Origin of the sequence: Actinoplanes aureus, from assembly GCF_015704865.1 — a bacterium.
Taxonomy (GTDB): Bacteria; Actinomycetota; Actinomycetes; order Mycobacteriales; family Micromonosporaceae; genus Actinoplanes; species Actinoplanes aureus.
This window is the reverse complement of the sequence record NZ_JADQTO010000002.1, coordinates 199,222-217,151: the sequence shown is the minus strand read 5'-3', so window position 1 is coordinate 217,151 and position 17,930 is coordinate 199,222. Positions and strand designations below refer to the sequence as shown.

The following is a 17,930-nucleotide window of genomic DNA, read 5'->3' as shown; positions in this document are numbered from 1 at the left end:
AGAAAGCCCGTAGGGCTTAGAAGGGAGGCTCGTCGTCGAACGAGGAGTTGCCCCCACCGCCGCCACCGCCGGAACGGCCGCCGCTGGAAGCCGGGGCAGCCGAGGCCCAGGGGTCGTCGTCGAAGCCGCCGCCGCCGTTGCCGCCGCCGCCTCGATTACCGCCGCCACTGAACTGCCGGTTGCCACCACCGGAGGCGCCGAAGCCGCCCCCTCCGCCGCCGGAACGGCTCATCTTCTGCACCTTCGCCGTGGCGTAGCGCAGGGATGGGCCGATCTCGTCGACCTCGAGCTCGATGACGGTGCGCTTCTCTCCCTCTTTGGTCTCGTAAGACCGCTGGCGCAGCCGGCCCTGCACGATCACCCGAGCGCCACGCTGCAGCGACTCGGCGACGTGCTCGGCGGCGTCACGCCAGATGTTGCACGCGAGGAAGAGTGGCTCGCCGTCTTTCCACTCGCCCGATTGGCGATCCAAAGTCCGCGGCGTGGAAGCGATGCGGAAATTGGCGACCGCCGCACCCGACGGGGTGAAGCGCAGCACGGGGTCATCGGTCAGATTGCCGATGACCGTGATGGTGGTTTCTCCTGCCATGAACTTCTCCTCGCCGCTTCAGTCGTTGAGGCAAAGGGTCTCAGGACCCTCTGACAAAAACGCCTCAGCGGGTCTCGGGACGGATGACCTTGGTACGCAGGATGGACTCGTTGAGCCGGAGCTGACGGTCCAGCTCGGCCACGGCCTCGGGCGTCGCCTGCAGGTCAACGACCGCGTAGATGCCTTCAGCCTTCTTGTTGATCTCGAACGAGAGCCGGCGACGGCCCCAGACATCGAGCTTCTCCACCGATCCACCCGCGGTCCTGATCACGTTCAGGTACTGATCGAGCGACGGGGCCACGGTGCGCTCCTCGAGCGAAGGGTCGAGGATCACCATGAGTTCGTAATGACGCAAGACGTTCTCACCTCCTGTGGGCTATGCGGCCACGGTCTTTCCGTGGCAGGAGGTCTTGTGTCGAACGCAGAAGAAAGCCGTGGGTAGTAGGAGCGCCCACGGCGAACACACTGCGAACCGAGCCAGCATACCCAGGTCGGGCGCCGGGCCCAAAAACGACGACCCCGTCCGGGGACGAGGTCGTCGAAAGGGAGAGCCGCGGGGCGTCCGGCCCGGTTCGTTGGGTGGGACCTGGGGAGGAACGACCACACCGATGAGGTGGACGCGTCCGCCCCGCGGAGCTTTCACGGAAGAGCTTACGCGATGTTTGTGCGAGATGCACGTTGCGACACGATTGCCCGAATCGCGGCGGTTGAGACGCCGAGGACACAGATCAGGGCAGTGAGGCCGAGTAGTCCGATCGGCCGGCCCTCCCGGATCGGCCCCACCGCCGCGACCGGCTCGGCGACCGTCCCGCCGGTCGGCTCGGTGGCGCCCCTGACCGGAATCCCCTCGGCGGTCGGCACCGCGGCCTGGGCGTTCTGTGCGGCCGGCGTGGCAGCCGCCCCGGACATCTCGGGTGTCGCGGGCAGGATCGTCCTCCGGTCACCCGGCGGCATCCCGGCGAAAGCGGGTGCGCCGACTCCCGCCGTACCCCGCATAGTTTTGATCTTGAGTTGCGAGCTCGCGCCGCCCTGCGGCATGGCCTGCGTCGCACTGGTCGCAGTCCGGGCCTCGGCCGCCGCGCGCGAATCGGCGGTCCGGCGAGTGCCCGACGTGGCCGAGCCCGCGGTGCCGCGTGCCGGGCGCTGCGCCGGAGAAACCGAGTCCGGCAGCACCGAGCCGCCCCGGGAATCCGAGGATGACCCGGATCCGGCCGGTTTCGACATCATCGTGGCGGCACCTCCGCCGGCCGGGACCGGCACCGGGCCGGGCTGCGTGGCCGGGTCCGACGGCGCCGCCGTGACCAGCACCGGCACCGCCTCGTCGTCCATGGCACAGTCCGGCGTCAGCAGTACCGACGTCGTGCCGCGCCGGAACACGACCTCGGCCGAGCCGTTCTCCGGCACGGTGCCCTTCGGCGCGCCGCCCAGCCGGAGCCAGGCGTCGTGGCCGGTCCGGTTGAGCACCCGCACCACGGTTTCCGGCGGCACCGTCAGCGCCTCCACGTTCGGCCGGGACTCGCAGGAGAGACCGAGCACTCCGCCGCCGAAGCTGACCTGGCGGTCGCCCTGGTCGATCTGCTCAGCGCTCGCCGTCCCGTTCGTGAGCAGCGGCGCGCCGAAGATCAACCCGCTCAGCATCAGCGCCGCCACCCGGTATCGGAACTGCCGCGACATGCACCATCCCCTAGTCCACCGCCGGCAGCGCCGGCATCCGTCAAGCGTGATCAATGCAGTTAACGAGGAGCGGCGGAGCGCGGTGACGCGGGAGGAAAGCGTCGTACCCGCGTCGTAGGCTCGTCACATGCGCATCGGAGCCCACGTCGATTCCGCCGACCCGCTGGCCGAGGCCACTGCCCGCGGCGCGGAGGCGGTGCAGTTCTTCCTCACCGACCCACAGGGGTACAAGTCGCCCAAACCGCGCGAGGATGCGGAGCGGCTGCGGGCGTCCGAGGTGGACGTCTACATCCACGCGCCCTACATCATCAATGTCGCGACGCTCAACAACCGGATCCGCATCCCCAGCCGCAAGCTGCTGATGGCGCACGCCAAGGCGGCCGCCGAGCTCGGTGCGAAAGGCCTGATCGTGCACGGTGGGCACGTCGGCGCCGGCGCCGACCTCGACGCCGGCTTCGCAAACTGGAAAAAGGCATTTGAGTACGCGGAGAACGACGGTGGACTGCCGCTCCCGGTGCTGATCGAGAACACCGCCGGCGGTGACAACGCGTGTGCCCGGCGATTCGACGCCCTGGCCCGGTTGTGGGAGGCGGTCGGACCGTTCGGCGCGGGCTTCTGCCTGGACACCTGTCACGCCTATGCCGGCGGCGAGGACCTGGTCGGCATCGTCGACCGGGTGAAGTCGATCACCGGCCGGATCGACCTGGTCCATGCGAACGATTCGAAGGGCGGATTCGACTCCGGCCAGGACCGGCACGACAACCTCGGGAGTGGGAAGATCGACCCGGAGTTGGTGGTGGCGGCGATCCGCGCCTCCGGGGCGCCGGCCATTGTGGAGACGCCGGGCGGCGTGGAGGGTCAGGCTGCCGACATCGCCCTTCTGCGGGAGCGGGCGGGCGTCTGACGCGGAGCGGCACGGGAGGGTCATGACCGAGCAGCGGAAACCCATCTTGCCCGCGCCCGTCGCGGGTGGGAGCGGGTCGAGCTCACCCGTGCCCATGGCTACGGTTCCGGATCAGCAGAAGGCCGCTCCTGCCGTCGACTCGAGCAAGCCGGCTGCGGCTGGTCAAGCCGCCGGCACGGTGGATGAGGACAGGAAAGAGGCCGGTCGGGCCCGGCCACGGCGGCGGTTCGGCATCTTCGGTGCGAAGCGTGCGCGGGACAGAGATGCGGGCGCTGCCTCTGATGTGAGGGGTGAAGCGGGCGCGACGTCTGGGCCTAGGGGCTCGGCCGGCGCCGCAGAGGGCGGCTCCGGCACTGCGGTGGGTGGCTCGGACAAAGTAGGCAAAGGCGGCAATCTGGACACCGGCGCGACAGCGGCCGGTGATCCACAGACCACGGCTGTGGCCGGGAACGGCAGCGCGAGCAAGAGCTCAGCCGGCGCCATTCCCCGGCAGCGGAAGCAACTCCCCGCCACCCGCCCGCCCGGCGCCCCACCGGACCCGTGGACCGTGTTCGCCACCATCCCCGAGCAACCGCCCAGTCGCATCAGCCGCGCACTACGCACCGCCCGCCGGTCCCTGATCCACGAGTACGCACTGGTCATCTACGCCGGCTGCCTGCTCGCTGTCCTGATGACCTGGCCGACCCTGCGCTACCCGATGCACACCCTCCCGCAGGACCTCGCTGATCCGGCCCGGCAGGCTTGGCAGATCGCCTGGGCCGGGCACATCCTTAGCTCCGATCCGATCCGTCTGTGGCACTCCAACGCCTACTACCCGGAGCCACTAAGTTTCGGGTTCGGCGACAGCCTGCTCGGCTACGCGCCGTTCGCGATGCTCGGCGACGGACCGCTCGCCGCGGTACTGCGCTACAACATTCTTTTCGTGGTTGCGCACGCCCTGCTGGCGATCGGCACCTACGCCCTGGTGCGCCAGCTCGGTGCCCGGCCGATCGGCTCGGCGGCCGCGGCAATCGCTGTGGCGTGTGCGCCGTGGCGGCTGGCCCAGGAGGGGCATCTCGACGTCATCTCGGCGGGTGGCATCCCGCTGGCCCTGGCCATGCTGGCCCGGGGCCACGGCTACTCACTGCGGCACGGTTTCCGGCCCGCACGCCGGCACGTCGGCTGGGCCGCCGCGGGCTGGGCGGTCGCCGTCTGGCAGGTCAGTCTCGGGTTCTCGCTCGGTGTGCCGTTCGCGTACGTGCTGGGTCTGATCCTGGTCGTCCTGCTGGTGGCCTCGATCGTGCACGGCGCCGTGCACGACGGCCGGCTGGCGCTGCACCGCTTCCTGCGCGGCAAGCACGACTCGCTGCTCGGGTGGCGTCTTGTGGCCACGGACACGCTCGGCGCCACGATCTTCGCCGGTGTCGCGCTGCTGATCGCCGTGCCGTACGCGTTGGTGCCGGAGTCCGGGTCGCGCCTTGAGGAGATCCGATTCTTCTCACCGCCGCTGCGCGGCCTGCTGATCGGTCCCGCCGAGTCGCGTGTCTGGGGTGCCGCGCACGTGGTTCCGCGCTCCTCGCTCGGCTGGGCCGGCGAGATGTCGCTGCTGCCCGGCTTCGTGCTGTACGCACTGGCCCTGACCGGTCTGTTCTTCTCGATCTGGCGGCTGCGACACCGGCTTCTGCTGTTCCTGGGCCTGGCCGTGACCGTCGTCCTGACACTGGGCACCACCTTCTTCGGCGGCCGCTGGACCTACCTGCCGCTCTTCGGCCACTTCCCGGCCTCGTTCGATCTGCGCATCCCGGGCCGGTTGATGTTCTGGGTGACGCTGATCCTGGCTGTTCTGGCGGCCGGCGCGGTCGACGACTTCGTCCGCCGGGCCGAGCATCTGGCGGAGCTGCGGATGCCGCCCTGGCCGGGCCCGTGGATGCGGACCGCGATGCTGGCGCCGGTGATCCTGATCGGGCTGGAGGGGTGGAACGCGACCGCGCACCCGGTCGTGCCGGCGCAGCCCGCCGCGATGCGGACGGTCACCGGCCCGCTGCTGGTGCTGCCGACGGCGGAGATCTCCGATCAGATGGTGCAGCTCTGGTCCACTTCCCGGTTCGAGCCGATGGCGAACGGTGGTGGCACCTTCGCCGCCGCCCGGCAGAGCGAGTTGCGCACCCGGGTCGCCTCGTTCCCGGACATGCCGAGCGTCGAGTACCTGCGGTCGATCGGCATCAGCACGGTGCTGCTGCTCCGGGCCGAGGTGGTGGGCACGCCGTGGGAGCGTGCCGGCGACGTGCCGGTGGATGCTCTCGGCATCCAGCGTGAGGATCTGCCGGACGCGGTGGTGTTCCGGCTGAGCCGGTCGAGCACGGCCTCTCCGCAGCCGTCGGGCCCGCAACCAGCTCCCAGCACCGGCACGCAGCCAGGGATCGGGATCAGTCCACAGCCGGGCCTCGGGGTCAGTCCACAGCCAGGGGGTAGCCCGCAACCGACGCTGGGAAGCAGCATCAGCCCGACTCCGGGGCTCGGGACCGGCACGGGCCGGCTTCAGCCGGTAAACGCTCCGGCAAGCCCTGGGACCTTGAGCCCAGCGGATCCAGGCGCCGCCGGCACGACGCCCAGGATCTCCTTCGATTCCAGCGAGCCGGTCAGACCTTGAGCGCAGCGGATTCGGACGCCGCCGGCGCGGCGTCCAGGGCCTCCTTCGACCGTCCCAGGCCGAAGGTGCGGCGGAATCCGCTGATCCATCTGACGTCCGGGCCGTCGAGAGGTCCGGCGTCGGGGTCGGCCCCGTCGTAGGACTGCCGGACCACGTCCAACTCAGGCCGCCAGATCTCGCGCACCACCAGCCCGCACAGCACGGCGACGGTGACGAATCGAGCGGTCGAGGCCAGCACGAAGGTGCCCTCCGGGATGACCGTCTTACCGCCCGCGCCGATCAGCTCGGCGTAGAAGGCCGCGAGGTAGCCGACCTCGGCGATGCTCCACGCGATGATCGCGCCCCACTTCGGCCGGGCCAGGACGATCAGCGGCAGCAGCCAGAGCACGTACTGCTGCGACCACACCTTGCTGAAGAGCAGGAACGCGGCGACGACCAGGAAGGCCAGCTGGGCGAGGCGGGGGCGGCGCGGCGCGAGCAGGCCGAGGAGCAGGATGGCCAGGCAGGAGAGACCGAACAAGGCGTACGACACGTAGTTGAGCGTCGGGATGTTGTTGCTCAGCCACTGGAACGGTCCCTGGTCACCGTCGACGCCGGTGTTCCACTTTCCGTCGAAGTAGCGCCCGATGTACCAGAACGTGCCCCAGTCGATCGGTCGCTCCGAGTTGAGCCGGAAGAACCGCAGCCAGCTCTCGTGGTACCAGTAGAAGACCGGAAAGTTCACCACGGCCCAGGTGACGGCGGCGGCCACGAACGAACTCACCCACGGCCGCAGCTTTCCGGTCCGCAGGGCGAGAATCAGGATCGGGCCGAGGATGAAGATCGGCCAGAGTTTCGCCGCGGCGCCCAGGCCGAGGAAGACGCCGGCCCACACCGGCTTTCGCTTGACCCAGAGGTAGAGGCCGATCGCCGCCAGGCCGATCGCCAGCAGGTCCCAGTTGACCGTGGCGGAGAACAGCAGGATCGGTGAGACCGCGAAGATCGCCGCGTCCCAGGGCCGGCGGCGCCTCAGGGCGAGGAGGACCGCGACGGTGGCGACCGCGAAGAGCGAGAGCACCAGGGCGTTGGCGTTGTAGAACCAGGTGCCCTGGTTGATGTCCGGGTGGCTCTCCCCGTACGAGTGCACCGGCAGCCCGAGCGCGCCCATGAAGTAGCCGGTGACCACCGGATACTCGACCGGGTGGTCGACGTAGGGCACCTTGCCCTCGTTGATGCCTTCGGCGAAGTAGAGCGCCAGCACGTCGGTGTAGCAGTACCGGGTGTACTGGCTGTTCTTCTGCCAGTTCCCGTCCATGCAGGGCGACTTCTGCACCCAGGAGAACGCCAGGACCAGGCAGGTCAACGCCAGCACGATCCGCGGCGCGGTCCAGAACCGGCCGGGTCGCGTCTCCGGCGGCACGGCGTGCGAGCCGAGCGGCCCGCCGATGAACTGGGACAGTCCCCGCACGAAACCGTCCGAAGTCGCCTTCGAGACTTCGGGCCGGTCGGTGGACGGTTGCGTGCTCATGACTTGGCATCATGCCGCATCCGGCGGTCCAAGCGGGGACCGACCGCTGTGCCACACCGATCTTCACAGGACAGTGCATGAAAACGGCGCCCACCCCGGATGAGGTGAGCGCCGTCGTCACGGTTTACCGGGCGTCAATCTCCGTCGTCGTCTCCGCCGCCGTTGTTGCCGCCACCGTTGTTGTTGCCACCGCCGTTGTTGTTGCCACCGCCGTTGTTGTTGCCACCGCCGTTGTTGTCAACGCCACCGTTGCCCGTCTGCTCCTGGCAGACCGCCAGCTGCGGAGCGTTCTGGCACAGGGCGTCCAGCACAGGATCCTTCTTCGGCTCTTCGACCTGCTTGATGCCGTTGCCCATGGCCTCAGGGCTGCCGCCTGGGATCCGGTCCGGGAACCGCTCCACTTCCCAGTCGAGCTCCTCGGTCACGGTGTTGAGGAACTCTTTCCAGATGTCGGCCGGCGTGCCGGAGCCGAACATGTCCCCGCCGCCGTCCTTGAGCTGGACCTTGTTCTTCGCCCCACCGACCCAGACGGTCGCCGCGAGCTGCGGAATGCCGCCGACGTACCAGGTATCACCGTTGCCCTTGCCGAACTCCCAGGTACCACTCTTGGAGACGGCCGGGCGGCCGTTTTGCAGGGTGTTGCCCTGGTCGCCGGGGATCTTTCCCATCACACCGAGCAGGTCGGTGGTCTGGGCCCGCGGGTAGACCTCCTTGCCGGCGACCTTCGCGGTCTTCCAGGCGACGTACTTGCCGGTGTTCGGGTCGAGCCGCTTCACGGTCTTGATGAAGTGTGCGTTGTGCCGGACGCCGCCGTTGAGGATGGTGGCCACGCCCGCCGCGTGCTCGAGCGGCAGGACCCGGAACTGCCCGAAGGCGACCTCGTTCGAGAACTCGGACTTCCAGGTGGATTCCTTGGTCGAGGTAAGGTCGATCATCTTGCCGGACGGGTACTTCTTCGACCCGTTGGTCCACATGTGCTCGACACCCGCGACCTTGGCGGCCTCGATGACCTTCTCGTGTCCGATGGTGTCGGCGATCCAGTAGAACGGGAAGTTGTACGACTTGATCGTCGCCCGCTCGAGTTCACAACCCTCGATCTTGCCGCTACAAACTTCGCTGCTCTCCTGGCCCGCGTTGCTGATTTCGCCGCGGCCCTCCGGCTTCAGCTTGCCGTTCCAGATGGACTTGAAAGAGAGGTCCCGCTGGAGGCCGGCCATCAGGGTGTAGATCTTGAACGTCGAGCCCGGCGACTGACCGCCCCACTCCACGATGCCCTTGCCGTCACCCGACATGTAGCCGCCGTAGTCGGTGCCCTCGGGGTCGTCACCGCCGTAGTAGCCGAGCACCTCGCCGGTCTTCGGGTCGATACCGATCACCGCGGCCTGGTACGTCTTCGGCTTGTTCTTCATCGGCGAGGTCGCGCTCTTACGCGAGCCGGCCGCCTCGGCGGCCTTCTGCACCTTGGGGTTGATCGTGGTGACGATCTCGAGGCCACCCTTGCGGACGTCCGCCTCGGTGACACCCATCTGCTTCAGCTCGTAGGTGACGTGCCGCATGATCATGCCGACCGGCTTGCCGTCGGCGCAGGTCTTGCACTTCGTCGCCGACGGCTTGACCGGCGCGGGGTACGCACGCTTGTCGTACTGGTCCTGGGTGATCCAGCCCATCTCCAGCATGTTGCTGAGCGTGTACTCCCACCGCTGCTTGGCGTCCGTCGGGTTCACGGTGGGGTCGTAACCCTGGTGCCCGCTCGTCGCGTACGGCTGCTTGATGATCGAGGCGATCACCGCTGCCTCGTAGACGGTGAGCTCCTTGATCTTGCCGTTGCCGCCCTGGATCGCCGACTTGTTGAAGTAGCCGTTTGCGGCGGCCTCGACGCCGAGCCGGCCCTGGCCGAGATCGATGAAGTTCAGGTAGAGACCCATGATCTCGTCTTTGCTGTACTTCGACTCCAGCTTGCGGGCGATCACAGCCTCACGCAGCTTGCGGCTGTAGCTGATGTCCTTCAGCTCGGCGACGTGCCGGGCGTACTGCTGGGTGATCGTGGAGGCACCCTGCTTGTCGCCGCCGGTGAAGTTGTTCCACGCGGCGCGGGCGATGCCCTTCATGTCGATGCCGCTGTGCTTGTAGAAGTTCTTGTCCTCAGCCGCGGCAACGGCGTACTGGAGCGTCTTGCTGAGTTTCTGGTAGGGGATGTTGATACGCGGCTCCCCCTCCCGCGCCAGGATCTGGTTCGAGGCGTTCTTGATGACGTTCATCTGCTCTTCCGCCTGTGGCGTGGGCAGATCGACGTCATCGAAGAAGTAGGTGCCGCCGACGATCCCGACACCCAGCATGATCACCACGACCGCGGCCGCGGCGGTGAGGATGTTGGCGCGACGGTACTTCTTGTCAGCCTTGCTCCGGCCGCCCTTGCCGCCACCCAGGCCGCCGGGACCACCGGGGCCACCCGGACCGCCTGGACCGCCGGGCCCGCCACCTCCTGGCGGAACCGGCCGGACAGCGGCACGTGCCACTGAGGCCCGCCCGCCGGCCGGAGAAACCGAGGCTGAGGCTCCCACCGAGGCGCGCCCCGCCGATGCGGCCCCGACCGGGGCTGCTCCGACGGATGCCCGGCCGGCTGAAGCGCCGCCCACCGACGCACGCCCTGACCCGGCCACCGAGGCGGCACCGGCGGAACGCCGATAGGCGTCCGGGGCGGGCCGGCCCAGGTTTGGCTCGTCGTCAGGCGTGGAAGCAGCGGACGGCCCGGGCACTCGGACCCGGGCTCGTGCTGACTGCGAATCGCCGTACGCGTTCATTTCTTCACACCTACCGGTCGCGGGGGCGCGGCCGACCAGCCCGGATGGGCCATCCCGGCACTGCGCCACGAGCGGGCGTTTTCGGCTGCGTTCCATGCAGCCGTCTTGTCAAATGACCGAAATGACCAATATGGGCACTGGCTGCCCTCATCGGTCGCAATCTTGTACACGTTAGCGATCTCGAACCGGTTCATCGGCGCCCCTCCCCGCGGTGTGACACCAGACCCATCGCCTCGCTGATCGAGGGATCGTCGGCGGAGAGGCCGTCGCGGCCGAGTACGTAGCGTTCGATCAGGTGGTTCCACGCGCAGGAGCGGCAGACCTCCACCACGAAAACCTGAAACTCACGGAGCGTCATCGCCAGCACCGGTAGCTCGGCCAGTTTGCGGGCCTGCCCGGCGGACTGTTTCAGCTCCTCGCCGTACACGTAATGCACCAGCGTCAGGTTGTCCCGGCGGCAGATCGGACAACGCTCGTCGGTCGGCTCGCCGTGGTACGTCGCCGCGTTTCTCAAGTAAGGAGACGCGTCGCACACCTCAAGCGTGCCGATAGTGCCTTTCCGCACGTCACGCAACACTGCCCGCCTCTGTAGCGAGTAGTCGACGACCTGCCGCTGCGTGCGCATGGCGAGAAGCGTACGCGGTCACCGCGAACCCGGCGACAGTCATCACGGAGCGTGGCGTGGCGACTTCGGAGCATGTCCGAGTTGCGCGTTCGCGGGTGCCGATCTACGGTTGCGATGTATCGAGCCGATACATCGGGACAGCGTTCAGCAGAGGAGGGCCGGTGCTGGAACTGGCGATCCTCGGCCTCCTTCAGGAGGCTCCGATGCACGGGTACGAACTCCGTAAGGAGCTGGCCACCAAACTCGGCACCCTGCGCGCCGCGATCAGCTACGGGACTCTCTACCCGACGTTGAAGCGGCTGAAGCTGGCCGGTTGGATCAGCGAGGCCGAGACCAGCAACGACATCATTCCCCCGATGACCAGCAAACGGGGCCGGGTTGTCTACAAGATCACGGCGGAGGGCAAGGAGCGGTTCGCCGACCTCCTCACCCAGACCGGCCCGGAGACGTATGACGACGCCGGCTTCGGCGTGCACTTCACCTTCTTCTCCCGCACCGACCGGGCCACCCGCCTCCGCATTCTGGAGGGGCGGCGGCGCCGGGTCGAGGAACGCCGTGAGGGCCTGCGTGAGGTGCTGTCCCGGGCCGCCGATCGCCTCGACGCCTACACCCTTGAGCTCCAGCGACACGGTCTCGACGCCTGCGAGCGCGAGGTCCGCTGGCTCGAGGAGCTGATCACCAACGAACGCTCAGGTCGTACCCCCGCTTTCCGCAATCGCGCGGAAATCACCCCTGAACCACCGCGTCCGCAATCGGACCGGCCGTGATGAACAACAAGGAGGCAAACGCGATGGGCTCCGTCCGCGTCGCCATCGTCGGTGTGGGTAACTGCGCCTCGTCCCTCGTGCAGGGCGTGGAGTACTACAAGAACGCCGACCCCAACGACCGCGTCCCGGGTCTCATGCACGTGACCTTCGGCGACTACCACGTATCCGACGTGAAGTTCGTCGCGGCGTTCGATGTGGACGCCAAGAAGGTCGGCATGGACCTGAGCGAAGCGATCGTCGCCAGCGAGAACAACACCATCAAGCTGACCGACGTGCCGCCGAGCGGCGTCACGGTCCAGCGTGGACCGACCTTCGACGGTCTCGGTACCTATTACCGCGAGATCATCGAGGAGTCGTCGGCCGAGGCCGTCGACGTCGTGCAGGCTCTGCGGGACGCCGAGGTCGACGTGGTCGTCTCCTACCTCCCGGTGGGCTCCGAGCAGGCCGACAAGTTCTACGCCCAGGCCGCGATCGACGCCGGCTGCGCGTTCGTGAACGCTCTGCCGGTCTTCATCGCCTCCGACCCGGCCTGGGCGCAGAAGTTCACCGACGCCGGTCTGCCGATCGTCGGTGACGACATCAAGAGCCAGGTCGGCGCGACGATCGTGCACCGCGCGCTCGCCAAGCTCTTCGAGGACCGCGGCGTCGAGCTGCTGCGCACGTACCAGCTCAACTTCGGCGGCAACATGGACTTCATGAACATGCTGGAGCGCAACCGCCTGGTCTCCAAGAAGATCTCGAAGACCCAGTCGGTGACCTCCCAGATCCCGCACGAGATGGTCAAGAGCGACGTGCACATCGGCCCGTCGGACCACGTGCCGTGGCTGGACGACCGCAAGTGGGCGTACATCCGCCTGGAGGGCCGCTCCTTCGGTGACACCCCGCTGAACGCCGAGCTCAAGCTCGAGGTGTGGGACTCGCCGAACTCGGCCGGTGTGATCATCGACGCGGTCCGCGCTGCGAAGATCGCGAAGGACCGCGGTATCGGCGGCCCGATCCTCTCGGCGTCGTCCTACTTCATGAAGTCCCCGCCGGTGCAGTACAGCGACCACGACGCCCACGCGGCCGTCGAGGCGTTCATCAAGGGTGACATCGAGCGCTGACCTATTCCGTAACAACAAAACGGCCGGCCCCAGCTGGGGCCGGCCGTTTTGTTGTCCCCGCTTCGTCCCCGCATCTTGCCGCCGAAGCAATCGCCCGTTCATTGACCGTAGACGATCATGGCCGTAGCATCGTGCACTCCCGGGACGTGCACAATCTACGAAATTTCCTATCGGGGAGAGACTGACTTGAAATCGCTGGTTAAGAAGCTGTCCGTCGCCGCCGCGGCTATCGCCGCATTCACGGCTGTGGCGGTGGCACCGGCCAGTCCCGCCGCTGCGGCGGATCCCGTCTGCACCCAGTCCTGGCAGATGAAGAGCATCCCCACCGGAACCTACATCAACTTCGTTCCGCGGCCCGCCGGCACGCAGCCCAACAGCCGCTTCCTCGCCGATTGCGAGCTGCGTCGCGGCAACATCAACGCTGCGGTCACTGGACTGCAGCTCACGATCGTTCGCTGCTACGGCATCAGCATCTCTATCGACGGCAACTTCGGCCCGGGCACCCAGTCCGCGGTGCGGACCGTGCAGGACCGGATCGGCGTCGGTGTCGACGGAATCTTCGGCCCGCAGACCCTCATGGCCATGAAGTGGATCCAGGGTTCGGCCGCCAACACGAACTCCACCAGCTGCCTCGGATACCACGCCACGGGCCAGAGTTTCAGCACGCTGAAGCGTCTCGACGGCTGACGCCCGAGTAACCCGAATAAACAGGCCGGCCCACCTGATGGGCCGGCCTGTTTCGCAACCCCGCACCGGTACGCACGGAGCACTCACACAATTCAACCCCAGGCTCGGGTCAACGCCACTCGGGCCTCCAGCTCCAGCAGTTTCCGTTTGCGCTCCAGCCCACCCCCGAAGCCGACCATCTTGCCGCCCGCGCCGACCACCCGATGACACGGCACGATCACCGGGATCGGGTTGTGGTTGCACGCCGTGCCGACGGCCCGCGCCGCCCCGGGATCGCCCAGCGCGGTCGCGATCGCCCCATAGGTGATCATCTCCCCATAGGGAATCGCGGCGATCTCACCCCACACGGCCCGCTCGAACTCCGAGCCGCCACGCAACTCGAACGGCACGGTGAAGCCGGTCAGCTCCCCGGCGAAGTAGGCCCGCAACTGCTCCACCGCCGGATGGTCGGCGCTCGGCCCGGGTCCCATGCCGAAACGCACGCCCACCACGACGTCGCCCTCGACGGCGACGCCGAGTGGCCCGATCGGTGACTCGACCACGAACATTCCTCGATTCTGCGCCACGGGTACGACAACCTCGCGCACGCGGCCGTGCAAGGTTTCCGATCGTTCCGGCGTCTGACCCGTGGAGGTGACCGTTGAAAGAGTCACTCGAGGCGGAGTTCACCGCCTTCGTGGCGGATCGGGGGCAGACGTTGCTTCGGATCGCACACGCTCTCACCGGGGACCGCGGAGCGGCGGAGGACCTGGTGCAGGGCGCGCTGGCCAAGGCGTACGCCAGGTGGCCGCGCATTCACAGCGACGCGGAGGCGTACGTCCGGAAGATCATCTACAACGACCGGGTGTCGCTGTGGCGGCGGATCGGGCACCGCGAGGTGCCCGTCGCCGAGCCGCCGGACCGCCCCCACGCCCGGCGGCCGGACCAGGAGGTCGCCGATCGGATGGCGGTCCGTGCCGCGCTGTTGTCGCTGCCGGCCCGCCAGCGTGCGGTGCTGGTCCTGCGCTATCTCGAGGACCGGTCGGTCGAGGAGACCGCCGAGGTGCTCGGCTGCCGGCCCGGCACGGTGGCCAGTCAGGCGTCCCGGGCCCTGGCCAAGCTGCGGGACCTGGTCGGTGACGCCGACGAACGGACGTACTCGACGGGAGGTCTGCGATGACGCGACTGGAGAACACCGTGCGCGCCGCCGTCGACGATCTGGCCGCGACCGCACCGCGCGCCCACGATCTGGCCACCGCCGCCCGGTTTCAGGGCCGGCGGATCCGCCGCCGACGCCGCACGATCACCGGGCTCGCCGCCGTGGTGCTGCTGAGCGCCGTGCTCGTCCCGTACGCCGTCGTGGATGGACGGAGATCGGCACCCCCGCCGACGCCGGTCGCACCGCCGCCCAGTGAGCTGCCGCCGGCTCCGGTGGTCAGCAGGCAGTGGTGGAAGGAGCCGATCCGGCTGCCCGGTGGTTTCGTCGTCACCGCGGTGAGCCAGACGCTCGAGCGGCAGATCGACGGCAAGACGGGTACCTCGACGGTTGCGAACGGCAACCTGGTCCTGGACCGGGCGACCGGCAGCTACCGGATCCTCGCTCCGCGCTACCAGACCGTCATCGGCGCGCCCGCCGGCCGGTACGCCCTGGTCTACCGCGCCAATCGGATCGGCATCGCCGACACCACGACCGGCGAGGTCCGGCAGCTCGGCTACGGGCCGGCCACCCCGCTCGGCGCGCAATGGTCGCCGGACGGTACGAAACTGCTGGTCACCCAGGACCGCGGGATGCGGTTCGTCGACCCGGCCACCGGAACGCACCGGGACGTGGACACGCCGGGCGGACTGAAAGAGTGTGCCGACGAGTGTTTCTTCGGCTGGCTGGCCGGCGGCACCGAGATCAGCCTGCCGCAGCGCAGGGCCGGGAGCCGGGACGTCGCGGGAATCCAGGTCTATTCGCCGGAGACCGGGGCGGTACTGCGCACGGTTCCGTTCCCGAGTTCGCCGGTCAGCGGCCAGAACGCCGTCTCGCCGGACGGCCGGTACGTGCTGGTCGACCCGGATCCCCGGGATCGGACCAGACGCATGTTCGTCGAAGCCGGGACTGGCCGCATCGCCGGCACGTTCGTCGGCTCCGGTCAGATGCACTTCGTTGCCGCGGATCTGATCCTGGTGGTGAGCAGCGCGGAGGCGCGACTCTACGACCTGAGCGGACGGCTGTTGCAGACCACCCAGATGCCACCCGGGCTGGCCGGCCGCCGGATCAGCGTGGGGCGCCTCTAGGAGATGTGGCCCTGCTCGCGGGCCCACTTGAACAGCTCCGCCTCGGCCTCGTCGCGATCCAGCGGCCCCCGGTCGAGGCGGAGCTCCTTCAAAAAGCGCCACGCCTGCCCCACGATCGGACCCGGTGGCACCCCGAGCAACTCCATGATCGCGTTGCCGTCCAGGTCGGGGCGGACCTTGGCCAGGTCCTCCTCGGCCGCGATCCGGGCGATCCGCTCCTCCAGCGCGTCGTAGTCGGCGGCCAGCTGAGCCGCCTTGCGCCGGTTGCGGGTGGTGACGTCGGATCGGGTCAGCTTGTGCAGCCGGCCGAGGAGCGGCCCGGCGTCGGTGACGTAGCGGCGTACCGCCGAATCGGTCCACTCGCCGCGGCCGTACCCGTAGAAGCGCAGGTGAAGGGCGACCAGCCCGACCACGTCGGAGATCACGTCCTTGGGGTACTTGAGCGCCTTCATCCGCTGCTTGGTGAGCCGGGCGCCGACCACCTCGTGGTGGTGGAAGCTGACCCGCCCGTCGCGGCCGACCGCCTTGGTGGCCGGCTTGCCGATGTCGTGCATCAGCGCGGCCATCCGCAGAACGAAGTCGGGGCCCTCGTCGCCCTCGAGCCGCATCGCGTTCTGCACCACGATCAGCGTGTGCTCGTACACGTCCTTGTGCTGGGCGTGTTCGTCGATCTCCAGCTTGAGACCGGAGATCTCCGGGAGGAACCGGTCGGCGAGGCCGGTGTCGACCAGCAGGCGCAACCCGGCGATCGGGTCGGCGCTGTTCATCAGCTTGGTGAACTCGTCCCGGATGCGTTCCGTGGTGATCCGGTCGAGATCACCCGCCATGTCCGACATGGTGGAGACGATCGACGGCTCCACAGTGAACTGCAGCTTGGCGGCGAACCGAGCCGCCCGCAGCATCCGAAGTGGATCATCACCGAACGAGAGCTGCGGCGTGGCCGGCGTACGGATCACACGCTCCGCCAGATCCCGCAGACCGCCGAACGGGTCGGTGAACTCGTGCCCCGGAACCGAGACCGCCATCGCGTTGATCGTGAAGTCCCGCCGCGACAGGTCGTCGAGCAGCGAGGTCCCGTAGGACACCACCGGGTTGCGCGTCACCCCGTCGTAGGCCTCCGCCCGGAACGTGGTGATCTCGAGCCGCAGGCCGTTCTTCTGGATGCCGATCGTGCCGAACTCACGGCCGGTCTCCCAGATCGCGTCGGCCCAGCCGTTCACCACGGCGAGCGTCTGCTCCGGCCGGGCATCCGTGCAGAAGTCGAGGTCGTCGCCGAGGCTGCTGAGCAGCGCGTCGCGTACCGACCCGCCGACCAGGTGCAACTCGTGACCTGCGGCGGCGAACCGGCGACCGAGCTCGTCGGCGACGGGAGAGACGCGGAGCAGCTCGGCTACCGCTTTCTGCTGGGCGTGATTCAGAACAGACATGGGGTGACCAGCGTATCCGCTGTGGCAGTTACGGCCGTCGCCGGGCAGGATGACTAGGTGCCGGTATCCGAGTCGCTGCTACACCTGACCCAGGACCCACAGTTCTGGGCGGGCCAGCTCAGCGAGGCCGATGATCTCCCGCCGCAGCTCCGCGTGTCGTTCCCGGTGGTCGGCGGCTACGCGCTGGTGCTCGACATCGAGCTGCCGTCCGGCGAGCGGACGCTCGGTCTGCGCTGCCCCGCCTCCAGCGAGCCGGTCCAGCTCGGCTGGGCTCCGGCGGACGGGCCGTACCCCGCGGCGCTCCAATGGTGGGAGCTGGAATCCTGCGCACGGGTGATAGCCCTGGCCGATCCGACCCTCCCGCACCCGGGACTGGTGGTGGCTCTGCTGTCCCCGTTCGCGCCGGCCACCGCGGACGACGATGTGACCTGGATCGCGGCGGTGCGCGAGGCGGCGTACCGGTCGTTGCGCCGGGAGGTACCGGCGGCCGCGCCGGCCGGGCCGGAACAGACCCCGCTTCCGCTCTTCAGCGACGCGCAGTGGTGGCCGGCGCCGGCGGCGCCGTCGCCGCAGGTGCTCGACGAGGCCGCGATCGCGGCACTGAGCGCGCCGGGCCGGGCGACGCTCACGGTCCGCGCCGACAAGCGCTTCCCGCACGAGCAGTTGGCTGAGCTGGTCCGCCGGGCGGCGGCTGAGTTGCGGCACCTTCCCCAAGAGGATTGGTACGCGCAGACGCGCCCCCTGGCCAGAAGGATCGCCGACTCGGGCGACCTGCTTTTCGTACCGGCTCTGCTGGGCGCGCTCACCGAAGCGGGTTGCGACCATCCCACCGTGCTCGATGCGCTGAGTGAGCCGCTGATGCCGCTGGAGGCATGCTGGATGGTGGAGACGCTGGCCGGAGCCGAGCCCGGCACCCTCCTGCGTCACCACGTGTGACCTTTCCATTTAGGGTGGG

16 protein-coding genes are annotated in these 17,930 nt (G+C 68.6%); 8 read left to right on the top strand and 8 right to left on the bottom strand.

What is annotated here, in order from left to right:
• Nucleotides 1-16: 16 nt before the first annotated feature.
• The 3 genes from I4J89_RS03890 to I4J89_RS03880 form a co-directional block, all read right to left on the bottom strand.
• Nucleotides 17-589 (bottom strand): single-stranded DNA-binding protein, encoded by a 573-nt coding sequence (locus I4J89_RS03890; protein WP_196412418.1) that lies wholly within the window; start codon nucleotides 587-589, stop codon nucleotides 17-19.
• Between the two features lie 64 nt (nucleotides 590-653).
• The gene (gene rpsF / locus I4J89_RS03885) at nucleotides 654-944 is read right to left on the bottom strand and encodes a 30S ribosomal protein S6 (protein ID WP_014448192.1); all 291 of its coding nucleotides are present in this window, start codon (nucleotides 942-944) and stop codon (nucleotides 654-656) included.
• A 296-nt stretch (nucleotides 945-1,240) separates the two neighbouring features.
• A complete protein-coding gene (locus I4J89_RS03880) occupies nucleotides 1,241-2,263 on the bottom strand; it encodes a hypothetical protein (RefSeq protein WP_196412417.1) in 1,023 nt (340 codons plus the stop codon).
• Between the two features lie 127 nt (nucleotides 2,264-2,390).
• Between I4J89_RS03880 and I4J89_RS03875 the strand changes: the two genes are divergently transcribed.
• Nucleotides 2,391-3,167 (top strand): deoxyribonuclease IV, encoded by a 777-nt coding sequence (locus I4J89_RS03875; protein WP_196412416.1) that lies wholly within the window; start codon nucleotides 2,391-2,393, stop codon nucleotides 3,165-3,167.
• Nucleotides 3,168-3,189: 22 nt separating this feature from the next.
• Entirely contained in the window at nucleotides 3,190-5,796 is a 2,607-nt protein-coding gene (locus I4J89_RS03870) for a hypothetical protein (protein WP_373688095.1), read from the top strand.
• Here the strand turns inward: I4J89_RS03870 and I4J89_RS03865 are convergent.
• From I4J89_RS03865 to I4J89_RS03855, 3 genes are all read right to left on the bottom strand, one after another.
• The gene (locus tag I4J89_RS03865; protein WP_196412414.1) at nucleotides 5,786-7,303 is read right to left on the bottom strand and encodes a glycosyltransferase family 87 protein; all 1,518 of its coding nucleotides are present in this window, start codon (nucleotides 7,301-7,303) and stop codon (nucleotides 5,786-5,788) included. The genes I4J89_RS03870 and I4J89_RS03865 overlap by 11 nt on opposite strands.
• A gap of 134 nt (nucleotides 7,304-7,437) precedes the next feature.
• Nucleotides 7,438-9,819, bottom strand: a complete 2,382-nt coding sequence (locus I4J89_RS03860; RefSeq protein WP_309238174.1) for a transglycosylase domain-containing protein — start codon at nucleotides 9,817-9,819, stop codon at nucleotides 7,438-7,440.
• A 475-nt stretch (nucleotides 9,820-10,294) separates the two neighbouring features.
• Nucleotides 10,295-10,729, bottom strand: a complete 435-nt coding sequence (locus I4J89_RS03855; RefSeq protein WP_196412412.1) for a DUF5318 domain-containing protein — start codon at nucleotides 10,727-10,729, stop codon at nucleotides 10,295-10,297.
• 161 nt (nucleotides 10,730-10,890) lie between these two features.
• On the opposite strand from I4J89_RS03855, the gene I4J89_RS03850 reads away from it, so the two are divergent.
• The 3 genes from I4J89_RS03850 (at nucleotide 10,891) to I4J89_RS03840 (ending at nucleotide 13,286) form a co-directional block, all read left to right on the top strand.
• A complete protein-coding gene (locus I4J89_RS03850) occupies nucleotides 10,891-11,496 on the top strand; it encodes a PadR family transcriptional regulator (RefSeq protein WP_196412411.1) in 606 nt (201 codons plus the stop codon).
• Between the two features lie 23 nt (nucleotides 11,497-11,519).
• Nucleotides 11,520-12,599, top strand: coding sequence for an inositol-3-phosphate synthase (locus I4J89_RS03845; RefSeq protein WP_196412410.1), 1,080 nt, complete (start codon nucleotides 11,520-11,522; stop codon nucleotides 12,597-12,599).
• A gap of 117 nt (nucleotides 12,600-12,716) precedes the next feature.
• Nucleotides 12,717-13,286 carry a peptidoglycan-binding domain-containing protein gene (locus I4J89_RS03840; protein WP_196412409.1) on the top strand — a complete coding sequence of 190 codons (570 nt, stop codon included), beginning with the start codon at nucleotides 12,717-12,719 and terminating at the stop codon, nucleotides 13,284-13,286.
• 92 nt (nucleotides 13,287-13,378) lie between these two features.
• Here I4J89_RS03840 and I4J89_RS03835 read toward each other — a convergent pair whose 3' ends face one another.
• Nucleotides 13,379-13,834 carry a methylated-DNA--[protein]-cysteine S-methyltransferase gene (locus tag I4J89_RS03835; RefSeq protein ID WP_196412408.1) on the bottom strand — a complete coding sequence of 152 codons (456 nt, stop codon included), beginning with the start codon at nucleotides 13,832-13,834 and terminating at the stop codon, nucleotides 13,379-13,381.
• Between the two features lie 92 nt (nucleotides 13,835-13,926).
• Here I4J89_RS03835 and I4J89_RS03830 point away from each other — a divergent pair, with 92 nt between their 5' ends.
• Entirely contained in the window at nucleotides 13,927-14,445 is a 519-nt protein-coding gene (locus I4J89_RS03830; RefSeq protein ID WP_196412407.1) for a SigE family RNA polymerase sigma factor, read from the top strand.
• The gene (locus I4J89_RS03825; protein ID WP_196412406.1) at nucleotides 14,442-15,548 is read left to right on the top strand and encodes a hypothetical protein; all 1,107 of its coding nucleotides are present in this window, start codon (nucleotides 14,442-14,444) and stop codon (nucleotides 15,546-15,548) included. The genes I4J89_RS03830 and I4J89_RS03825 overlap by 4 nt, the downstream gene beginning before the upstream one ends.
• Here the strand turns inward: I4J89_RS03825 and I4J89_RS03820 are convergent.
• Complete coding sequence (locus I4J89_RS03820; RefSeq protein ID WP_196412405.1) at nucleotides 15,545-16,975, bottom strand: CCA tRNA nucleotidyltransferase; 1,431 nt, start codon at nucleotides 16,973-16,975, stop codon at nucleotides 15,545-15,547. The genes I4J89_RS03825 and I4J89_RS03820 overlap by 4 nt on opposite strands.
• Nucleotides 16,976-17,032: 57 nt before the next feature.
• Between I4J89_RS03820 and I4J89_RS03815 the strand changes: the two genes are divergently transcribed.
• Nucleotides 17,033-17,911 carry a hypothetical protein gene (locus I4J89_RS03815; protein WP_196412404.1) on the top strand — a complete coding sequence of 293 codons (879 nt, stop codon included), beginning with the start codon at nucleotides 17,033-17,035 and terminating at the stop codon, nucleotides 17,909-17,911.
• Nucleotides 17,912-17,930 lie beyond the last annotated feature (19 nt).